Source organism: Citrobacter europaeus (genome assembly GCA_020099315.1).
Classification (GTDB): Bacteria; Pseudomonadota; Gammaproteobacteria; order Enterobacterales; family Enterobacteriaceae; genus Citrobacter; species Citrobacter europaeus.
In genome coordinates this window covers 71,385-92,353 of the sequence record CP083650.1, presented here as the reverse complement: position 1 = coordinate 92,353, position 20,969 = coordinate 71,385, and the positions used below count along the sequence as shown (strand labels likewise).

Sequence of the window (20,969 nt, the reverse complement as noted above, 5' to 3'; positions counted from 1 at the left end):
TTTAACGTTTATGAGACATATTATTAACATCCTACAAGGAGAACAAAAGCCATGAGCCAAATACATAAACACGCTATTCCCGCAAACATTGCGGATCGTTGCCTGATAAATCCGGAGCAGTACGAAGCGAAGTACCAGCAATCTGTTAACGAACCCGACACATTTTGGGGCGAGCAGGGAAAGATTCTTGATTGGATCAAACCGTACAGCCAGGTGAAGAACACCTCGTTTGCGCCAGGCAACGTGTCTATTAAATGGTACGAAGACGGCACGCTAAACCTGGCAGCGAACTGCCTCGACCGTCATCTGCAGGCAAATGGCGATCGTACCGCCATCATCTGGGAAGGCGACGACGCCACCCAAAGCAAACATATTACCTACCGCGAGCTGCATCGCGATGTCTGTCGTTTTGCCAATACATTACTGGATTTAGGCATTAAAAAAGGTGATGTGGTGGCAATTTATATGCCGATGGTGCCGGAAGCTGCGGTCGCCATGCTGGCCTGCGCCCGCATTGGCGCGGTGCATTCGGTCATCTTCGGTGGTTTCTCACCGGAGGCCGTCGCCGGACGTATTATCGACTCTAATTCACGCCTGGTTATCACAGCCGACGAAGGCGTGCGCGCCGGACGCGCTATCCCGTTGAAAAAGAACGTCGATGATGCGCTGAAAAACCCGAACGTGAAAACCGTTGAACATGTAGTCGTCCTCAAACGTACTGGCGGTAAAACGGAATGGCAAGAAGGCCGTGACCTGTGGTGGTCCGATCTTATCGAGAAAGCCAGCCCGGAACATCAGCCAGAAGAAATGAACGCGGAAGATCCGCTGTTTATCCTGTATACCTCCGGTTCAACTGGCAAACCGAAAGGCGTGCTGCACACCACCGGCGGGTATCTGGTCTACGCCGCAACCACCTTTAAGTACGTGTTTGACTACCATCAGGGCGATATTTATTGGTGTACCGCTGACGTAGGTTGGGTAACCGGACACAGCTACCTGCTGTACGGTCCGCTGGCCTGCGGCGCAACCACGCTGATGTTCGAAGGCGTGCCAAACTGGCCTACTCCGGCACGAATGTCGCAGGTTGTGGACAAGCACCAGGTCAATATTCTGTATACCGCACCGACCGCCATCCGCGCCCTGATGGCAGAAGGCGATAAAGCGATTGAAGGTACTGACCGTTCGTCGCTGCGTATCCTGGGTTCCGTTGGCGAGCCGATCAACCCGGAAGCATGGGAGTGGTACTGGAAGAAGATCGGCAACGAAAAATGTCCGGTCGTCGATACCTGGTGGCAGACTGAAACCGGGGGATTCATGATCACCCCGCTGCCGGGCGCCACCGAGCTGAAAGCCGGTTCCGCAACCCGTCCGTTCTTTGGCGTACAGCCTGCGATTGTCGATAACGAAGGTAATCCACTGGAAGGCGCGACCGAAGGCAACCTGGTAATTACCGACTCGTGGCCGGGCCAGGCGAGAACGCTGTTTGGCGATCACGAACGCTTTGAGCAAACCTATTTCTCCACCTTCAAGAATATGTACTTCAGCGGCGACGGCGCACGCCGTGATGAAGATGGTTATTACTGGATCACCGGCCGTGTGGACGATGTGCTGAACGTCTCTGGTCACCGTCTGGGAACGGCAGAAATCGAATCGGCGTTGGTGTCGCATCCGAAGATTGCCGAAGCCGCGGTAGTCGGTATTCCGCATAATATTAAAGGCCAGGCGATCTACGCCTACGTCACGCTGAATCACGGCGAAGAGCCGTCACCTGAGTTGTACGCCGAGGTTCGCAACTGGGTGCGTAAAGAAATTGGTCCGTTGGCAACGCCAGACGTGCTGCACTGGACCGACTCACTGCCGAAAACCCGCTCCGGCAAAATCATGCGCCGTATCCTGCGTAAAATCGCGGCGGGCGATACCAGCAATCTGGGCGATACCTCGACCCTCGCCGATCCGGGCGTGGTAGAGAAACTGCTCGAAGAGAAGCAGGCCATCGCGATGCCATCATAACCATAACCGTGAAATGCCCGATGGCGCGCTGCTTATCGGGCCTACAAATCCTATCCCTACCCCTCCCCTGAGCGGGAGGGAAATATAAAAACCCTCCCCCAAAGGATTTCGCGTTGCAGGGCTGCGACAGCAGTCAGGTCATGCCTGCTGCGCGAAAGACGAAGGGGACCTCTGGAGAGCTCTGTGATGAATGACAATATTTATCAGCGGATAGAAGACAGTGCGCGTTTCAGGGAGTTAGTTGAAAAACGGCAACGGTTTGCCACCATTCTGTCCATCATCATGCTGGCAGTTTATATCAGCTTTATATTATTGATTGCCTTTGCGCCGGGCTGGCTGGGTACTCCGCTACACGCGGGAACCAGCGTCACCCGCGGTATTCCGATTGGGGTCGGTGTGATCCTCATCTCTTTCATCCTGACCGGGATCTACATCTGGCGGGCAAATGGTGAATTCGATCGCCTGAACAATGCGGTTCTGCACGAGGTTAAAGCATCATGAAGAGAGTCCTGACGGCGCTTGCCGCCACGCTGCCCTTCGCCGCAAACGCGGCGGATGCTATTAGTGGTGCAGTCCAACGCCAGCCAACCAACTGGCAGGCGATTGTTATGTTCCTGATTTTCGTCATCTTTACGCTCGGCATTACCTACTGGGCGTCTAAGCGCGTACGTTCGCGGAATGACTACTACACCGCTGGCGGTAACATCACTGGTTTCCAGAACGGGCTGGCGATTGCGGGCGACTATATGTCGGCGGCATCGTTCCTCGGGATTTCCGCGCTGGTGTTTACCTCGGGTTATGACGGGCTGATCTATTCCCTCGGCTTCCTGGTTGGCTGGCCAATTATCCTGTTCCTGATTGCTGAGCGTTTGCGTAACCTGGGTCGTTACACCTTTGCAGACGTTGCTTCCTACCGTCTGAAACAAGGCCCAATCCGTATTCTGTCGGCCTGTGGTTCCCTTGTGGTGGTCGCGCTGTACCTGATCGCCCAGATGGTCGGCGCAGGTAAGCTGATTGAGCTGCTATTTGGTCTGAACTATCACATCGCCGTCGTGCTGGTTGGCGTGCTGATGATGATGTACGTTCTGTTTGGCGGCATGCTGGCGACCACCTGGGTACAGATCATCAAAGCCGTTCTGTTGCTGTTCGGCGCCAGCTTTATGGCCTTTATGGTGATGAAGCACGTCGGCTTTAGCTTCAACAACCTGTTCACCGAAGCGATGGCGGTACACCCGAAAGGTTCAGCCATTATGAGCCCGGGAGGACTGGTTAAAGATCCGATCTCCGCGCTGTCGTTAGGTCTCGGCCTGATGTTTGGTACGGCAGGCTTGCCGCACATCCTGATGCGTTTCTTCACGGTCAGCGATGCCCGCGAAGCGCGTAAGAGCGTGTTCTACGCCACCGGTTTTATGGGTTATTTCTACATCCTGACCTTTATCATCGGCTTTGGCGCAATCATGCTGGTAGGGGCTAATCCGGCGTACAAAGACGCTGCAGGTGCGTTGATTGGCGGTAACAACATGGCAGCGGTTCACCTGGCGAACGCGGTGGGCGGTAACCTGTTCCTCGGCTTTATCTCAGCCGTGGCATTTGCCACCATCCTGGCGGTGGTTGCCGGCCTGACGCTGGCGGGTGCATCGGCAGTCTCTCATGACCTGTACGCCAACGTGTTCCGCAAAGGCGCAACCGAACGTGAAGAGCTGAGAGTCTCGAAAATCACCGTACTGGTGTTGGGCGTGATTGCTATTCTGCTCGGCGTGCTGTTTGAGAACCAGAACATCGCCTTCATGGTAGGCCTGGCGTTTGCTATCGCGGCCAGCTGCAACTTCCCCATCATTCTGCTCTCCATGTACTGGTCAAGACTGACCACGCGTGGCGCGATGCTGGGCGGCTGGTTAGGTCTGCTGACGGCGGTGGTGCTGATGATTCTTGGCCCGACGATTTGGGTCCAGATCCTCGGTCACGAAAAAGCCATTTTCCCGTATGAGTATCCGGCGCTGTTCTCCATTAGCGTAGCATTCCTCGGGATTTGGTTCTTCTCTGCTACCGACAACTCAGAAGAAGGCAATCGCGAACGCGAGCAGTTCCGTGCTCAGTTCATCCGTTCCCAGACCGGGTACGGCGTAGAACAAGGTCGCGCACACTAACTCCTCCTCTTCCCCGGTCATTTTGGCCGGGGAAGACATTCAGCAAATCATCCAGGATTCTCATCCGTTATAAAGCGACGAGCAGGTACAGCGATAAGCAACAGGAAAACAATCGCACACACAAGATTTAGCCACTGCCAGCCCATAAATAAATCATTAAGCATTTTTAACATCCTTTTCTATTTTTATTCCATTCCATCTGTAATACGTCATTAGTCTGCAGTAAAACTCCCCGTCAGTCGCAGTTTGCCATCAACCAGCTTGAACATATATGACGTCGCGCCGTCACAATTTTCTGAAAGACCGGGGAGTTGCTCATTTGCACTTGTCCCCTGCGAAGTAAAAAGAATACCGTCTGTAAGTTCCCCTTGAGCGATGGTATCGCATGTTCCTGTAACGGTATGACGTTTACCGTTTTCTTCATAATAAAACATGCCATCTTCATCCGCTGGAAAATAGCGACGTTGCTGCTCACGTTCCGAAAGTGTGTTAATTCTGTACTCGTTTATCATCAGGGATTCAGCATCAACGCCGATATTGGTCAGCATCTGCAGATGCGCCATAATCTGCTGCGAATTTTGATCAAATACAGCCTCGGTAAGTACTTCTTCCTGACGATTTTCGTCATAAGCAATAAAGTCAAATAGCGTCCCCTGCAAAGGAAAGACAAAATATGTTTTCAACGCGACAACATTTTTCTCCCGCAACGCCTGTTGGAACTGTTGAAACTGAATTAGCGCGCTTTTCTTTTGTTCTGGCGTGGTGATGGGAGTAACGTTTTTGGCGCTATCAAGAATAAGCAGCACAGAAGTAAAGTGACGACCCGTCTGGGCATACATCGTTTTCCCGGTCAGGATGACATCTTTTCCCAGAGAAGGAGCAAGATCGGCGTAACCAGGCTTATTTTTGCCCATCAAAATAAGCTGTACTAGCGGAACACTTTCACGCTCACCAGTAACATCGCACTCAAACGGTTGATCCAATTTAAGATAATCATAAGTTACCGCCTCATCGCCATCTTTAATGCTTTCGTAATTTGGCGGACCGGGTAACGTCTGTTGTATTAATGTTCCCTGCAATGTCACCCGTTGGTCTTCATCAGGACACCAGGCCAAAACGGCATGACTGAACAAGAGAGCAGATAACCACAAATATTTCACGCTGCGCGTCCTTACAATGGCGAGTAACATTTATCACTATTCTAAGGCGTGAACATAAATTTAAACATAGCCTCTAAGAAAATAAGAATCTCGCCCCCTCCGCCGATCATTTTGGTCGGGATCACATTTTTCCCTCTACGTTGTATCCATCTTCCGCATTAGCGCTATTGTACAAAAATCAAATTGAAACACTGTTTTTATTACATCGATACTGCAATTCATTTTTGAAGGATGAGGATGTTATGAAGAAATATGCCCTGGTAGGAACCGGCGGGCGCGCGGGACTTTACATCAGCGCGATTGGCGGGCAATGGAAGGAAAATGCTCGTTTGGTTGCCTTTTGCGACACCAATCAAACGCGTATGAATTACGCTAACCAGCTTCTGAAGAACGAAGGCGCAGCCCCTGTCTCCACATGGAAAGCGCAGCAGTTTGAAGAGATGATCCGAGAAACTCGCCCGGATATCATCATTGTAACCACCATGGACCGGACTCACGACGACTACATCGTGCGTGCGCTACGCGCGGGCTGCGATGTAATCACCGAAAAACCGATGACCATCGATGAGCAACGCGCCCTGCGGATTCTGGACGCCATTGAAGAGACCGGACGTCAGGTACGCGTCGCCTTTAACTATCGCTATGCGCCGCACCACAGCAAAGTTCGCGAACTGCTGATGAACGGTACGATTGGCGAAGTTTATTCGGTTCACTTTGAATGGTTGCTCAATACCGAGCACGGTGCCGATTATTTCCGCCGCTGGCATCGCGAAAAACGGAATAGCGGCGGCTTATTAGTGCATAAATCCACTCACCATTTTGATCTGATGAACTTCTGGCTGGGCAGTTATCCGGAGCGGGTGTATGCCGAAGGTAGCCTGCGTTTCTACGGAAAAGAGAACGCCGAACGCCGGGGCGTGACGCAATTTTACCCGCGCACTCACGGCTATGCGCAGGCCAAAGACGATCCGTTTGCGCTGCATATGGCCGAGAATCCTCAGCTTAAAGCGCTCTACCTGGATGCCGAACACGAAGATAACTATTTCCGCGACCAGAGCGTGTTCAGCGACGGTATCACCATTGAAGACACCATGTCGGTGCTGGTGAAATATCAGAATCAGGTGCAGCTTACCTATTCACTGAACACCTGGCTGCCATGGGAAGGCTTGAACGTGGTGTTTAACGGTAGCGAAGGCCGCCTGGAGATGAAAATCGTTGAGAAATCCTACGTCAACGCCGGAGGGGAGCGGGACAACGAAGGCAGCCTTGAAGCCTGTGACATCACTGTTTTCCCGATGTTTGCCGCGCCGTGGCAGGCTGATTTTACCCTCGGCGAAGGCGGTCACGGTGGCGGTGATAACGCCATGCTGGCGGATCTGTTTGGCGAGCCGCGGCACGATCCGTTGCAGCGTGCCGCCGGCCATCGCGCCGGCGCCATGTCGATTTTGACCGGTATCGCCGGGAATATTTCCATGCAGCAACAGCGGCCGGTGAATTTTAAAGAATTCTCGCTGATTTCACGCTTGAAATAGCACACCGCCGCTGGTCAGAACATCAGCCTTGCGACCAGCGGCGCTACCAGCACCATCACCACGCCAGAAAGCATCATCACCAGGCTGGCAACCACGCCCTCCTGCTGGCCGAGCTCATATGAGCGTGCCGTGCCTGCGCCATGCGATGCGGCGCCAAATCCTGCGCCTTTCGCCATCCCTTCGCGAATGGAAAGTCGTAAAAACAGCACATCGCCGACCGCCATACCGAATACACCGGTCACCACCACGAACAATGCCACCAGGTCCGGCTGCCCGCCCAACGGCTCTGCCGCCGCCAGCGCAAACGGCGTAGTGACGGAGCGCACCGCCAGACTGCGCTGGATTTCATCAGGCAGCATAAACAGACGCGCCAACCAAACGGAACTGGTGACAGCCACCAGCGTAGCCGTCACTACGCCCGCCGTCAGCGACATCCAATGGCGCTTAATCACCGCAAGGTTGTCATAAACCGGCACGGCAAAGGCGATGGTTGCAGGTCCCAGCAGCCACAGCAGCCAGTGCGATTCACCAATATAGTTTTGCCAGGAGATGTGCCCAAAGACCAGCATCAGCACCAGCAGCGCCGGAGTGAGCACCAATGGCATCAGCGGTAATTTACGAAAACGGCGATACAGACGCTTGTTGGCAAAATAGATGCCCAGCGTAATCACCAGACACAGCACGCTTAGCTGGAAATTACTCACGGTTTAGCCTGCTCATTTCATAGCGATACACTTTATCCACCACCCACGCCGTTGCGCCAAGCACCATCACCGTACTTAGCGCAATGACGGAAAATATGCGCCAGCCATCGACCAACAACAGCTGCGTGTAGTTGACGACGGCCACCACCGCTGGGACAAAAAATAGCAGCATTTCAGCCAGTAACCAGCGAGCCCCAGCGCGGATCCACTTCAGCGGGATAACCCGACAGACAATCAACGCCAACATCAGCACCATCCCCACCAGGTTGGCAGGAAGCGGCAAATGCAGCCAGGAGACAAGATATTGAGCAAATACAAATAGACCTGCGTACAACAGAACCTGAACGGGTATCTGAAGTCGATGAATAACAGCAGGCGTCACGCGGCTTATCGCCACAGCCATGAGGGTATGTCCTTAAAAAATAGAGAGCGCCAGTATAGAGACCCCCCATCCAGGACTGAAATGAATTAAACTCATTGCAGGCATAGTCTTAAGGAATAATCATGGATATCAGAACGCTGCGCTATTTTGTTGAGGTGGTTCGTCAGCAGAGCTTTACCCGCGCAGCGGAGAAGCTTTTTGTCACCCAACCCACCATCAGCAAGATGTTGAAGAACCTTGAAGACGAGCTTAACTGCACGCTGTTAATCCGCGACGGTCGGCGGCTGCTGTTAACCGACACCGGGCAGGTCGTTTTCGAACGTGGCCTGGCGATCCTTGCCGAGTTTCGCCAGCTCGAAGCCGAACTTAGCGACATTAATCATCTCAACAAGGGCGTGCTGCGCCTCGGTATCCCGCCCATGGTGGGTATGTTGATGGCCGGGCCGATCGGCCTGTTTCGCCAGCGCTATCCCGGCGTTGAGCTGAAGATATCTGAATTTGGCGGCTTAACCGTTCAGCAGGCGGTGATAAACGGCGATCTGGATGTCGCGATGACTGCGTTGCCAGTTGAGGAAGAGAGCGGTCTGGCGACCTTACCGCTTTTTAGTCATCCGCTCTGCGTGCTGGTCCCCCGCTCCGGTCAGTGGACAACGTGCGAATCTATTTCCCCCGAGGCGTTAGCGGAGCATCCGCTGCTTATCTATAACGAAGATTTCGCATTGAGCCGCCAATTGCTTAAGCTGTTTAGCCAACACAACGTCAAGCCCCGCATCGCGGTTCGCAGCGGGCAGTGGGATTTTCTGGCGGCGATGGTGCAAGCCGGTGTCGGGATTGCTATTTTACCGGAGCCGATTTGCCAGCGCCTGGATAAGCAGACGCTGCGCTGGATCCCCCTGGAGAGCGATTTACGTTGGCAGTTGGGTATGATTTGGCGCGACGGCGTATATTTGTCGCACAGCGCCAAGGCGTGGCTCAAATGCTGTGAAGGGTTTTGGCTAACCCAAGAGGTGTAAAATGCCGGATGCGGCTTAACGCCTTATCCGGCCTACATCGGTATGCCAGTGTTGTAGACCTGATAAGCGTAGCGCATCAGGCACGTTCACCCGCATTAAAATCCATGATTTCACCTGCCCAATCTTGCGGGTACAAACCATGCATCACATCACGATGAAATGTTGAAAAAGGCCAGTCCTGTACCTGTTTTACCCAGCCGTGCTTCACCGGGTTAATGTAAATATAATCAACATGCTGGCGATAATCATGTTCATCACGGATGGTGTGCTCCCAAAAGCGAGATTGCCAGATATGTCGGGAAGACAATGAGTGGGTGAAATGCTTCTTAATTTCCCGCCAGCGAGAGGAATAATCCGCATCATTGTCAGGTAACGTCCATATGCAATGCATATGCTCGGGTAAAACGACCCACGCATTAATGCGAAAAGGCCTAACCTTTTTGACCGCAGCGATTGCACACCGAAGCGCGTGAATGTTGGCAGTCAGAAGATGGCTTCGACGGTCCTGCAGATTTACCGTAAAAAACCAGGTTCCCCCATTAATGTAATTTCGTCGATAGTTGGACATGTTTCCCCCTTTCCTCAACCGTATGGAGAAAAGAGGGAATCGACAAGAGGGATGGATTCGTTCAGGAAAGCCGCTCGCAAATTACACGATGAATAATTTCTTGCAGCCAGTTGCGCGCCATTTGGCACACCCTTCGCCGGATGCGGCTAGCGCCTTATCCGGCCTACATCGCTGTTGCCGGTTTTGTAGGCCTGATAAGCGTAGCGCATCAGGCACGCTCGTTTACTGGTTCTCGATCAACAGCGCTTCCAGCAAATCCAGATCGTGCAGCAGTTTTTGCAGCGTTTCATTGCTGATTTCCCGCGTGGCGCGCAGATGATAAAGTTCCGCGCGCTCTGAGCGCAGCGCTGCCAGGCGGAAACGCCGTTCGAGATTTTCTTCCTGCATCGAGCTTTCCACGTCATTGCGTCCGTCGGCACGTCGACGCAGGTTACCGATGACGCGTGAACTCACCTCGGTGAGCAACTGGTTGTCGATGTTCTCTTCGCTGTCCGCAGCCAGACGTTCCTCCATTTTCTGGATGGCGACAATCGCCACTTCCGCCGTAGCTGCGCGGGCAATACGTTCCTCTTTCTGCTGCTGCGAGTGGTCTGCCACTTCCAGATGCTGTAGCAGAATCGGCAGCATCACCACGCCAACAAACAGCGAGAACAGAATCACGCCCGCAGCCAGGAAGATCAGCTCATAGCGCGCCGGGAAGCCGCTACCATCCGGTAGCAGCAGCGGAATGGAGAGCACACCGGCAAGGGTAATAGCCCCACGCACCCCCGCAAAGGAGGCTATCAGGATTTCACGCGTCGTCCAGGATCCAAACTCCATCGGTTTTTTCTTCAGGAAGCGCAGGCTGAACTTCTTCATGGTCCACAGCCAGCCAAAACGTACCAGCATCAGCGCCACGTAAATCAGCACGATATCGGTAAACAGCATCCAGATTTCAACGTTCGGGTCGACTTCTGCCGCCGCCAAAGATGACTCCAGAATTCCCGGCAACTGCAGTCCTAACAGCAAGAACACCATGCCGTTAAACACAAATTCCAGCATCGCCCAGGTGCTGTTAGCGCGCAAACGCATCGCCAGCGGCGCACGGCGCATTACTCCAGAACGGGTAATCGTCATCCCGGCAGCGACCGCCGCGAGGATGCCTGAAACACCAATGTGTTCCGCAATCAGATAAGACGCAAACGGCAGCAGAAACAGCAGAACGATTTGCGTTGCTGGCTCATCACCGCCCCAGCGGCTAAGAAAACGCAGGGAGCGCCCGTACAGCCAACTGACGACAAAACCGGCCAGGATGCCGCCAATCGCCACTTTGAAGAACTCAACCGTCGCGCCGCCGACGGTAAATACCATCGTGCCCATCGCCACGGCTACGGCAAATTTCAGCGAGACCAGGCCGGACGCATCGTTCATCAACGCTTCGCCCTGCAGGATGCCCATGATTTTCTTCGGTATGCGTCCCTCCCCCACAATGCCGGAGAGCGCCACGGCATCGGTTGGCGACAGAACGGCGGCCAGCGCAAAGGCCGGGATGAGAGGGATCCCCGGCACCAGCCAGTAAATCATAAAGCCAATCCCGACCACCGTAACCAGAACCAGCGCCAGCGCAAGGCCGAAGATCTCTCGCCCGTGCTCGAGAAACTCACGCGTTGGCGTCTTCCAGCCATCAGCAAAGAGCAACGGCGGGATGAACAGAACCAAAAACAGCTCAGGATCGAATTCCACATGCAAACCAAACGTCGGCCACGCCAGCAAGGCGCCGATGGCGATCTGCATAAGGGGTAAAGGGAGTTGGAAGGGCAATACGCGAGTAAATACCCCCGACAGCGAGACCACAAGGGTCATGATGAGTATGGTGAAAAAGATTTCCATGCGTTCCCTGTTTGCGATGTTTCTTATGATTGGTGATAAAGGCGTCGTGCCTTAATTCTATCTACTTGAGAGTAACGCAAAAGACAACGAGTGTGTTCTGAAAATAAAAACGGGCGGCCAAAGCCACCCGTTTTAAGGATCTTCAGCGGATGAGGATCAGATAGCCCAACCACCTGCGTAGAAGGCCACCAGCGCGATGGCGATGACCACAGTGCCGATGTTCAGTTTGCGCCATTCGCCAGAGACGATACGGCCAATCACCAGGGTAGCAAAGCCAATCATAATGCCGGTAACGATATTACAGGTCAGCACGATAAATACGGCTGTTACCAGTCCAGCCATAGCGTCAACAAAGTCAGCAAAGTCGATTTTCGCGACGTTGCTCAGCATCAACAGACCCACATACATCAGCGCAGGAGCCGTTGCGTACACAGGTACAAGATAAGAGAGCGGAGAAAGGAACAGGATCAGCAGGAACAGTACGCCAACGGTGATCGCCGTCAGGCCGGTTTTACCGCCTGCCGCCGTACCCGCTGCGGATTCAATATAAACCGCAGCCGGTGCAGCGCCCACCAGACCAGAGAACACGCTGCTCAGTGAGTCGGTGGTCAGCGCTTTGCCGCCATCAATAATCTGTCCGTCTTTATCCAGCAGGTTCGCCTGTCCAGCCACCGCGCGGATGGTTCCGGTCGCATCGAAGACAGCGGTCATGACCAGCGCCAGCACGCTCGGCAGTACGATCGGGTTCAGTGCGCCCATAATATCCAGGCTGCCAATCAGCGAGTTGCCGTTCTCGTCGCTGAGCGACGGCATGGCAAAAATACCGGAGAAATGCACGGCTGGGTCAAAAATCAGGCCGACGATGGAAATACCGATAATGGTCAGCAGAATGCCGCCCGGCACTTTCAATTTTTCGAGACCAATAATCACCGCCAGACCAATCAGCGACATAATCACCGGGAAGGTATCGAAGTCGCCCAGCGCAACCGGCAGGCCGTCCAGCGGGTTCTTAATCACCAGACCAACACCGTTTGCCGCAATCAGCAGCAGGAACAGGCCGATACCAATCCCCGTACCGTGCGCAACACCTTGCGGCAGATTGCGCAGGATCCAGCTACGAATACCGGTCGCGGAAATAATGGTAAACAGGACACCCATCAGGAACACTGCGCCCAGCGCAACGGGCACGCTGATATGCTGCCCCAGCACCAGGCTGAATGCGGTAAACGCCGTCAGAGAAATGGCGCAGCCAATTGCCAGCGGCAGGTTTGCCCACAGGCCCATCACAATAGAACCGACGCCCGCGACCAGACAGGTCGCCACAAATACGGCGGCAGGCGGGAATCCGGCTTTACCCAGCATCCCCGGAACCACGATAACGGAGTAAACCATGGCCAGGAACGTCGTTAATCCGGCAACGACTTCCTGACGAACGGTACTGCCGCGAAGCGAAATTTTAAACCAGGCGTCGAGTGAACCGCCGGTACGCGCTGAAGGCGTAGACATAGAAAACATCCCCTGAGAGTTTATTTTTTCGTCATTATGCGTGCTGGACAATCCACTGCCTGCTAAACGTTTTCTCCATGTGCCAGGTTTGCGTCAATAGGGGTGTCGCAAAAAAGCAAACGTTTAGCTCCGCGCATAAAAAACGGGTGGTAAAAAAAAGCAAACGATTATCCAGCGATCATACGCTGGTTTTCAACTGAACTTTGCCGCTTTTTACTCATTTCTTCTTATAACGCGCAATAAATAATCAGTCGATGCGCAAACGTTATCGTCAATGCGCAATCTGGCAACAAATTTCGCGGAGTTATTACAACATCGGAGTTCCTTTTTCGCGCAAACTTGCGCAAGAAAATCGGTGAAGATGCGGAAAATTTTTTGGCTAAAAAAACAGCATTTCACTGGCAAATGGAGAGAGGTGGCTTACACTTACATTATCAACACAGGCCGGAACCTCCCCTAATGTGCTCGACCGAGGGGTGTTGATGTCGGGGGAAACCCTCCCGTGAACCAGCGGGATAGAGTGAAAGACAAAGACCGGAACCAAACTAAAGCGCCCTCTGTGGCGCTTTAGTTTTATACCCGTCACATTTTTGAACCAATCAATCATCTTCCAGCAGGCGCGCCCCGGTCCCCTGCTCGCCAAGCTGATCGCCAGGGTTACGCAACGGGCAATCACTGCGTGACAAACAACCGCAACCAATACACCCATCCAGCTCATCGCGTAGCGCCACCAAAGTATGAATGCGTCGGTCCAACTCTTCACGCCATTGCGAAGAGAGTTGCTTCCACTCTTTAGCACTGAGTGAATGTCCTTCAGGTAATACGCCGAGCGCGTCACCGATCGTGGCCAGAGGGATCCCGATGCGTTGAGCAATCTTGATAATCGCCACATAACGCAACACATCACGTTTATATCGGCGCTGATTGCCGCTATTGCGCATACTGCTGATTAACCCTTTGCTTTCATAGAAATGCAGGGTTGATACCGCCACGCCGCTACGCCTGGCGACTTCACCTGGCGTGAGGAGCGCTTTTATCCGGGGTAATTTCTTTTCCATAAATCGCTTTACCTCAAGTTAACTTGAGGAATTATACTCGCCCGCAGACAAAACGACGAATCGAATACTGAGAAAGAGGCAGCCCTATGTCCCATCAGCAGATTATTCAGACCCTTATTGAATGGATTGACGACCATATCGATCAGCCGCTGAACATTGAGGCGGTGGCGAAAAAATCAGGTTACTCGAAGTGGTATTTACAGAGAATGTTCCGCACGGTGATGCGCCAGACGTTGGGTGACTACATCCGTCAGCGTCGACTTTTACTGGCCGCTGTTGAACTGCGAACGACTGAGCGACCTATTTTCGATATCGCGATGGATCTTGGTTATGTATCGCAACAAACCTTCTCGCGCGTGTTTCGCCGCGAGTTTGATCGTACCCCCAGCGATTACCGCCATCGCCTGTAAGATTATTGCCCGCTCTGCGTCAGTATAGCGGGCGACCGTTGTATCCACTGCATGAACTCCTGCGACGGCAGTGCTTTCGCGAAATACCAGCCCTGACAATACTGTACGCCGTGTTCGCGCAGCCACTCGATTTGCTCACTCGTCTCTACCCCTTCCGCAATCATCTTCAGATGTAAGCTTTGCGCCATTTCGATGATATGTTCGGCAATCAGGTGACTGGTGCTGTTAGTGGACAGTGTGCTAATAAACGATTTGTCGATCTTCAGGATATCGATATTCAACGCGGATAAATTATGTAGATTGGAATATCCCGTGCCAAAATCATCAAACGCCACTTCATAACCCGCCTGGCGAAACGCCTGGATTACCGGGGTCATTTTATCTATATCAATAAACCCGCGCTCCGTTACCTCGACTTTAATTTGCCGGGGCGCCACAGAGTACTCACGGTTTTTGTCGGTAATCAGGGCAATGAGTCGGGATGAATGAAAGTCAGAAGCCGAGAGATTTATCGAGATATAAAGTTGAGGATGCGCGGCAAGAAAGTATCCTAAATCGTTGAACACCTCTTCAACTACATAATCCGTGATCCGCTCAATCATTCCCTCTTGTTCAGCCAGCGGAATAAACTCGGTCGGGCTCATCACTTCACCATTACCGCCAGGCCAGCGCAGCAGAGCCTCAGCCCCAACGCACTGACCGTTTTTGATATCAATGATCGGCTGGTAGTGCAGACGCAGTTGACGTTTTTTGATTGCGCGTTTTAACAAGCGGCGAGGAGATAAGTATTCCTGGCGCGTGCGCCACCATATTAACAGCATCAGGATGCTGCAGATGACCCCGAAAGGAATCGTTACTGCAGCCTCGTGATAGAAAATCGAATTTATGCGTTTATCTGAGGTCGAGGCAATAATCGCAATCGGACGTTTTTCTGAATGCACGATGGTATAGAAGCGATCGTCCAGTTGGAAGGTAGAGGCTTCACCGCGCACCAATGGCAGTAATTGCGCAATATGCGCCCCTTCGCTGGCAGAGAAAAAGGTGTCCGTTACCGTGTCGTACACGCCCCAGGACAGATCCGGATCCTCTGACATGACTTCGCTGTATGATAATGGGTTGATGACGACAACGTAGTTTCCACGTTGCATATACGTCATTCGGTAGCCAGCGAAAAAGGGGGTATCGCGATAGTAATAGATGGAGACGTCCGGCGTACGTTTATAGTCGGCGGTCGGCATAATATAGGTGACAGGCGGCACCATCGACGTAGAGCACAAAAAATGATCGCCCTGCGCATAAATTAGCTCGCTGATATATAAACGGCCACGAATAATATTTAGCATATTTTTCTGATGTGCCGGGGTACACATCTTACCCTGATACAACTGGGCCATATCACGCGCTAAATCGGCTTGTTGGATCACCAGTTCAGTTTTATTTAACACCAGTTGAGCAAAAGAACGAAGTTGATTACGGGTTTCGGACATTGCCCTGATTTGAGCAAACCATAACGCCAGTACCACGGGGAGCAATACCACCATGAATGTTCCCAGGAACTTCAGCATCTTGCGACGCGCACTGTGATTCATGTCAGCCCAATTTCCCTGTTTCGTATATGCCAGAACCCATTAAGGCAAGATGCAATAAACACCGACTGATTAAGTTGCATGAATCTATCAGTATTAGCAACAGACTTCTCTATGTAAAAGTCTGATAATAGTTGATGATGATATTATTTTTCCGTAAGGCAAACTTAAAGTTATGCTTATTTCATAACGTTATTATCCCCAAGGAGTAATTTTTTATGAGCATTATCCTGGTAAGATTTAAGAAATTCATTAAATTTTTTTAACGATTAATTTAGGATAAATTAAACAGGTAATGTAAATGCACCTTTAAGATTGGTTATTTAGTATCATTACCTGGTTGAATATAACCACACAGTAAACAGGGTTTTCATCCTGCAAAAATCACGTCCAGTACTGGTGAACAAACGAGCATATGTGATATAGTTCACAAAAATTATGTAACAGAAACAATGTTTCATTCATGTTATTGCCCGTCGATAGCCAGAGTACTACACCCTCGGTGAACACCCCCGCGCTGTCCTGGGCATCCAGACTTTCTGAGGACGTTTTTCATGGCAACGATAACAACTGGTGTGGTTCTACTGCGGTGGCAATTACTCAGCGCGGTGCTGATGTTTTTAGCCAGTACGCTCAATATCCGTTTTCGTAAATCAGATTATATTGGCCTGGCCGTCATTAGCAGCGGTTTAGGGCTGGTTTTTGCCTGCTGGTTTGCAACCGGATTACTCGGCATAACCCTGGTGGATATGTCCGCAATCTGGAAGAACATTGAAACCGTGATGGTTGAAGTGATGAGCCATACACCGCCAGACTGGCCGATGGTGTTGAACTAATAACGGAATTGCATATGGCTACCCCAATCCTGAGGTAGCCATAATTGTCAGCGAAATGCAGAGGGATTAGAACGGAATATCGTCGTCGAAATCCATCGGCGGCTCGTTAGAAGGCGCCGCCGGAGCTGACTGCTGCGGACGAGACTGCGCGCCGCCGCTGAACTGATTGCCGCCCTGAGGCTGCTGAGGCTGACCCCAACCACCCTGCTGCTGGCCGCCACCTGCCGGAGCACCACCACCCTGACGACCGCCCAGCATTTGCATGGTGCCGCCAACGTTCACCACAACTTCAGTGGTGTACTTTTCTACGCCGGATTGGTCGGTCCATTTGCGGGTACGCAGCTGACCTTCGATATAGACCTGGGAACCTTTACGCAGATATTCGCTGGCCACTTCAGCCAGTTTGCCAAACAGCACAACACGGTGCCATTCAGTCTGCTCTTTCATTTCGCCGGTCGCTTTATCACGCCAGGATTCGGAAGTAGCCAGCGTAATGTTGGCGACTGCGCCACCATTCGGCATATAGCGTACTTCCGGGTCCTGGCCCAGATTACCGACGAGAATCACCTTGTTTACGCCTCTGCTGGCCATGATCGTGTCTCCTGAAAAACGTTACTGAATAAGTGTAAGCGCGGGATTGTAGCATTTCCAATAGCGCTTTTACTACGTTGCGAGATCGATTCCAGTAAACAACCCCGGACGGACATTGTTGCACAGGCATCTGCGTTTTGCATTCCAATACTGTATATCCATTCAGGTCAGGTTGTGTCATAATTAACCGTTTGTGATCGCCGGTAGCACCATGCAGCCAGGCAAAAAAGCGTTTAATCCGGGAAAGATGAATGGATAAGATCGAAGTTCGGGGCGCCCGCACCCATAATCTCAAAAACATCAACCTCGTCATCCCGCGCGACAAGCTGATTGTCGTCACCGGGCTTTCGGGCTCAGGCAAATCTTCGCTCGCTTTCGACACCTTGTATGCCGAAGGGCAGCGTCGTTACGTTGAATCCCTTTCCGCGTACGCGCGTCAGTTTCTGTCGCTGATGGAAAAGCCGGATGTCGACCACATTGAGGGGCTGTCTCCCGCCATCTCAATTGAACAAAAATCGACGTCCCACAACCCGCGATCCACGGTAGGTACCATTACCGAAATTCACGACTATCTGCGCCTGCTGTTTGCCCGCGTTGGCGAGCCGCGCTGCCCGGATCACGACGTCCCCCTGGCGGCGCAAACCGTTAGCCAGATGGTGGACAACGTCCTGTCGCAGCCGGAAGGCAAGCGTCTGATGCTACTGGCGCCGGTAATTAAAGAGCGTAAAGGGGAGCACACCAAAACGCTGGAAAACCTGGCAGGCCAGGGCTATATCCGCGCCCGTATCGATGGTGAAGTGTGCGACCTTTCCGATCCGCCCAAGCTTGAGTTGCAAAAGAAACACACGATTGAAGTGGTGATTGACCGCTTTAAAGTACGCGACGATCTCACCCAGCGCCTGGCGGAATCCTTTGAAACCGCGCTGGAACTGTCCGGAGGTACGGCGGTGGTCGCCGATATGGACGATCCAAAAGCGGAAGAACTGCTGTTCTCCGCCAACTTCGCCTGCCCGATCTGCGGCTACAGCATGCGCGAACTGGAACCTCGTCTGTTCTCGTTTAATAACCCGGCTGGCGCATGCCCGACCTGTGACGGTCTCGGCGTGCAGCAGTATTTCGATCCTGACCGGGTGATCCAAAATCCGGAACTGTCGCTGGCCGGCGGTGCTATCCGCGGCTGGGATCGTCGTAACTTCTATTACTTCCAGATGCTTAAGTCACTGGCGGAACACTATAAGTTCGACGTCGAAGCCCCATGGGCCAGCCTCAACCCTGCCGTGCATAAAGTGGTGCTGTACGGTTCCGGTAAAGAGAATATCGAATTTAAATATATGAACGATCGCGGCGATACATCCGTACGTCGCCATCCGTTTGAAGGCGTATTGCACAACATGGAGCGTCGTTATAAAGAGACGGAGTCCAGCGCGGTACGTGAAGAACTCGCCAAATTCATCAGCAACCGACCATGCGCCAGCTGTGAAGGGACGCGTTTACGCCGGGAAGCCCGCCACGTATTTGTTGAAAATACGCCGCTGCCCGCGATTTCCGACATGAGCATCGGTCATGCGATGGATTTCTTCAACAATCTGAAGCTTGCGGGTCAGCGGGCGAAAATTGCAGAAAAAATTCTTAAAGAGATTGGCGATCGTCTGAAATTCCTGGTCAACGTCGGCCTCAACTACCTGACGCTGTCGCGTTCAGCGGAAACGCTCTCCGGCGGCGAAGCCCAGCGAATTCGTCTGGCAAGCCAGATCGGCGCAGGTCTGGTCGGCGTAATGTACGTACTGGATGAGCCGTCTATTGGTCTGCATCAGCGCGATAACGAACGTCTGCTGGGTACGCTTATCCACCTGCGTAATCTGGGTAATACGGTTATTGTGGTCGAGCACGATGAAGACGCGATTCGCGCCGCTGACCACGTTATCGATATCGGTCCCGGTGCTGGCGTTCACGGCGGCCAGGTGGTTGCCGAAGGTACGCTGAAAGATATCATGGCGGTGCCTGAGTCGCTGACCGGCCAGTACATGAGCGGTAAGCGCAAAATTGAAGTACCGAAACAGCGCGTGGCAGCCGATCCGGAAAAAGTGCTGAAGCTCACCGGCGCGCGCGGCAACAACCTGAAAGATGTCACCCTGACGCTGCCGGTTGGTTTATTTACCTGCATTACCGGGGTTTCCGGTTCGGGTAAATCGACGCTGATTAACGACACGCTGTTCCCGATTGCGCAGACAGCGCTGAACGGCGCTACGCTGGCTGAACCTGCGCCATATCGCGACGTTCAGGGTCTGGAACATTTCGACAAAGTGATCGACATTGACCAAAGCCCGATTGGCCGTACGCCGCGCTCTAACCCGGCGACCTACACCGGCGTGTTTACGCCAGTGCGCGAACTGTTTGCCGGTGTCCCGGAATCGCGTGCGCGCGGTTATACGCCGGGTCGTTTCAGCTTTAACGTTCGCGGCGGACGCTGTGAAGCCTGTCAGGGCGACGGGGTGATCAAAGTCGAAATGCACTTTCTGCCGGATATCTATGTGCCGTGCGATCAGTGCAAAGGCAAGCGCTATAACCGCGAAACGCTGGAGATTAAGTACAAGGGCAAGACCATTCACGAAGTGCTGGATATGACCATTGAAGAAGCGCGTGAGTTCTTCGATGCCGTTCCGGCGCTGGCGCGTAAGCTGCAAACGCTGATGGACGTTGGCCTGACGTACATTCGACTGGGTCAGTCCGCTACCACGCTCTCAGGCGGTGAGGCGCAGCGCGTGAAGCTGGCGCGCGAGCTCTCCAAACGCGGTACCGGGCAAACGCTGTATATTCTCGACGAACCGACCACCGGTCTGCATTTTGCGGATATTCAGCAACTACTGGACGTGCTGCACCAGCTCCGGGATCAGGGCAACACCATCGTGGTGATTGAGCACAATCTGGACGTGATTAAGACCGCAGACTGGATTGTCGATCTTGGTCCGGAAGGCGGAAGCGGCGGTGGAGAAATTCTCGTCTCCGGTACGCCAGAAACGGTCGCTGAGTGTGAAGCCTCACACACGGCACGCTTCCTCAAACCGTTGTTGTAATTGCGCAACACTTGTCTGGCCTACAGAATATGCATAATTGCTTGTAGGCCGGATAAGGCGCTTGCGCCGCATCCGGCGAAACGGATCAGGGCTGCGCCAGTATCCGGCGTTTATCTTCCGGCAGCGTGTTGACGGCCTGCTGATAGGAGGCGTCTACCAGATAGTAGATTTGCGAATCCGGCAGCGAGCCATCCAGATACACCGTACTCCAGTGCGCTTTATTGAGATGTCGGCTTGGTCGTACATCGCTATGCTGCTGACGTAACAACTCTGCCAGCTCCGGGCTGGTTTTCAGAGACACCGCAGGGCGTTCTTCCACCTCTTTTACCATGGCAAAGAGCACATCTTCGACTTTGATCTGGGTGGCCTTCCAGTCACTGTGAACGCTCTGCTCCGCGCCCGTTTTTGCCATGCAGTATTGCAGCAACTCCGAATTCGTCATCTTTATTCCCCTTACCAGCATATTGCCTAATGAGAACATCTTTTATTCAGTGTGCAGCAAGTCCGCAAAAGGTAAAAGCCG

General features: G+C 52.9%; 18 protein-coding genes. 8 read left to right on the top strand and 10 right to left on the bottom strand.

Going from position 1 to position 20,969, the window contains the following annotated elements; all coding sequences use genetic code 11:
- Positions 1-51 precede the first annotated feature (51 nt).
- From acs to actP, 3 genes are all read left to right on the top strand, one after another.
- Positions 52-2,010 carry an acetate--CoA ligase gene (acs, locus tag LA337_00400; protein UBI16213.1) on the top strand — a complete coding sequence of 653 codons (1,959 nt, stop codon included), beginning with the start codon at positions 52-54 and terminating at the stop codon, positions 2,008-2,010.
- A 186-nt stretch (positions 2,011-2,196) separates the two neighbouring features.
- Positions 2,197-2,511: a DUF485 domain-containing protein gene (locus LA337_00395; GenBank protein UBI16212.1), complete on the top strand. Its 315-nt coding sequence runs from the start codon at positions 2,197-2,199 to the stop codon at positions 2,509-2,511.
- Positions 2,508-4,157: a cation/acetate symporter ActP gene (gene actP / locus LA337_00390; GenBank protein ID UBI16211.1), complete on the top strand. Its 1,650-nt coding sequence runs from the start codon at positions 2,508-2,510 to the stop codon at positions 4,155-4,157. Before LA337_00395 ends, actP begins: the two co-directional genes overlap by 4 nt.
- Before the next feature lie 212 nt (positions 4,158-4,369).
- Here actP and LA337_00385 read toward each other — a convergent pair whose 3' ends face one another.
- A complete protein-coding gene (locus LA337_00385) occupies positions 4,370-5,317 on the bottom strand; it encodes a DUF4431 domain-containing protein (GenBank protein UBI16210.1) in 948 nt (315 codons plus the stop codon).
- Between the two features lie 242 nt (positions 5,318-5,559).
- Between LA337_00385 and LA337_00380 the strand changes: the two genes are divergently transcribed.
- A complete protein-coding gene (locus tag LA337_00380) occupies positions 5,560-6,849 on the top strand; it encodes a Gfo/Idh/MocA family oxidoreductase (GenBank protein ID UBI16209.1) in 1,290 nt (429 codons plus the stop codon).
- A gap of 14 nt (positions 6,850-6,863) precedes the next feature.
- On the opposite strand, the gene LA337_00375 is transcribed toward LA337_00380, so the two are convergent.
- The gene (locus LA337_00375; GenBank protein ID UBI16208.1) at positions 6,864-7,553 is read right to left on the bottom strand and encodes an LrgB family protein; all 690 of its coding nucleotides are present in this window, start codon (positions 7,551-7,553) and stop codon (positions 6,864-6,866) included.
- Positions 7,546-7,956, bottom strand: a complete 411-nt coding sequence (locus tag LA337_00370; GenBank protein UBI16207.1) for a CidA/LrgA family protein — start codon at positions 7,954-7,956, stop codon at positions 7,546-7,548. The genes LA337_00375 and LA337_00370 overlap by 8 nt, the downstream gene beginning before the upstream one ends.
- A gap of 101 nt (positions 7,957-8,057) precedes the next feature.
- Between LA337_00370 and LA337_00365 the strand changes: the two genes are divergently transcribed.
- A complete protein-coding gene (locus LA337_00365; protein UBI16206.1) occupies positions 8,058-8,948 on the top strand; it encodes a LysR family transcriptional regulator in 891 nt (296 codons plus the stop codon).
- A gap of 76 nt (positions 8,949-9,024) precedes the next feature.
- On the opposite strand, the gene LA337_00360 is transcribed toward LA337_00365, so the two are convergent.
- From LA337_00360 to soxR, 4 genes are all read right to left on the bottom strand, one after another.
- The gene (locus LA337_00360) at positions 9,025-9,516 is read right to left on the bottom strand and encodes a transposase (GenBank protein ID UBI16205.1); all 492 of its coding nucleotides are present in this window, start codon (positions 9,514-9,516) and stop codon (positions 9,025-9,027) included.
- A gap of 222 nt (positions 9,517-9,738) precedes the next feature.
- Positions 9,739-11,385, bottom strand: a complete 1,647-nt coding sequence (locus LA337_00355) for a Na+/H+ antiporter (GenBank protein ID UBI16204.1) — start codon at positions 11,383-11,385, stop codon at positions 9,739-9,741.
- 156 nt (positions 11,386-11,541) lie between these two features.
- A complete protein-coding gene (gene ghxP, locus LA337_00350) occupies positions 11,542-12,891 on the bottom strand; it encodes a guanine/hypoxanthine transporter GhxP (protein ID UBI16203.1) in 1,350 nt (449 codons plus the stop codon).
- A 599-nt stretch (positions 12,892-13,490) separates the two neighbouring features.
- Positions 13,491-13,949 carry a redox-sensitive transcriptional activator SoxR gene (gene soxR / locus LA337_00345; protein ID UBI16202.1) on the bottom strand — a complete coding sequence of 153 codons (459 nt, stop codon included), beginning with the start codon at positions 13,947-13,949 and terminating at the stop codon, positions 13,491-13,493.
- An 86-nt stretch (positions 13,950-14,035) separates the two neighbouring features.
- Here soxR and soxS point away from each other — a divergent pair, with 86 nt between their 5' ends.
- On the top strand, positions 14,036-14,359 hold the full coding sequence (soxS, locus tag LA337_00340; GenBank protein ID UBI16201.1) for a superoxide response transcriptional regulator SoxS: 324 nt from the start codon (positions 14,036-14,038) through the stop codon (positions 14,357-14,359).
- A 2-nt stretch (positions 14,360-14,361) separates the two neighbouring features.
- Here the strand turns inward: soxS and LA337_00335 are convergent, their stop codons facing one another.
- On the bottom strand, positions 14,362-15,948 hold the full coding sequence (locus LA337_00335) for an EAL domain-containing protein (protein ID UBI16200.1): 1,587 nt from the start codon (positions 15,946-15,948) through the stop codon (positions 14,362-14,364).
- 551 nt (positions 15,949-16,499) lie between these two features.
- On the opposite strand from LA337_00335, the gene LA337_00330 reads away from it, so the two are divergent.
- The gene (locus LA337_00330) at positions 16,500-16,781 is read left to right on the top strand and encodes a YjcB family protein (protein UBI16199.1); all 282 of its coding nucleotides are present in this window, start codon (positions 16,500-16,502) and stop codon (positions 16,779-16,781) included.
- A 66-nt stretch (positions 16,782-16,847) separates the two neighbouring features.
- Here LA337_00330 and ssb1 read toward each other — a convergent pair whose 3' ends face one another.
- Positions 16,848-17,372: a single-stranded DNA-binding protein SSB1 gene (ssb1, locus tag LA337_00325; GenBank protein ID UBI16198.1), complete on the bottom strand. Its 525-nt coding sequence runs from the start codon at positions 17,370-17,372 to the stop codon at positions 16,848-16,850.
- Between the two features lie 251 nt (positions 17,373-17,623).
- Here ssb1 and uvrA point away from each other — a divergent pair, with 251 nt between their 5' ends.
- Positions 17,624-20,446, top strand: a complete 2,823-nt coding sequence (uvrA, locus tag LA337_00320; GenBank protein ID UBI16197.1) for an excinuclease ABC subunit UvrA — start codon at positions 17,624-17,626, stop codon at positions 20,444-20,446.
- Between the two features lie 85 nt (positions 20,447-20,531).
- Here the strand turns inward: uvrA and LA337_00315 are convergent, their stop codons facing one another.
- Entirely contained in the window at positions 20,532-20,888 is a 357-nt protein-coding gene (locus tag LA337_00315; GenBank protein ID UBI16196.1) for an MmcQ/YjbR family DNA-binding protein, read from the bottom strand.
- Positions 20,889-20,969: the final 81 nt, after the last annotated feature.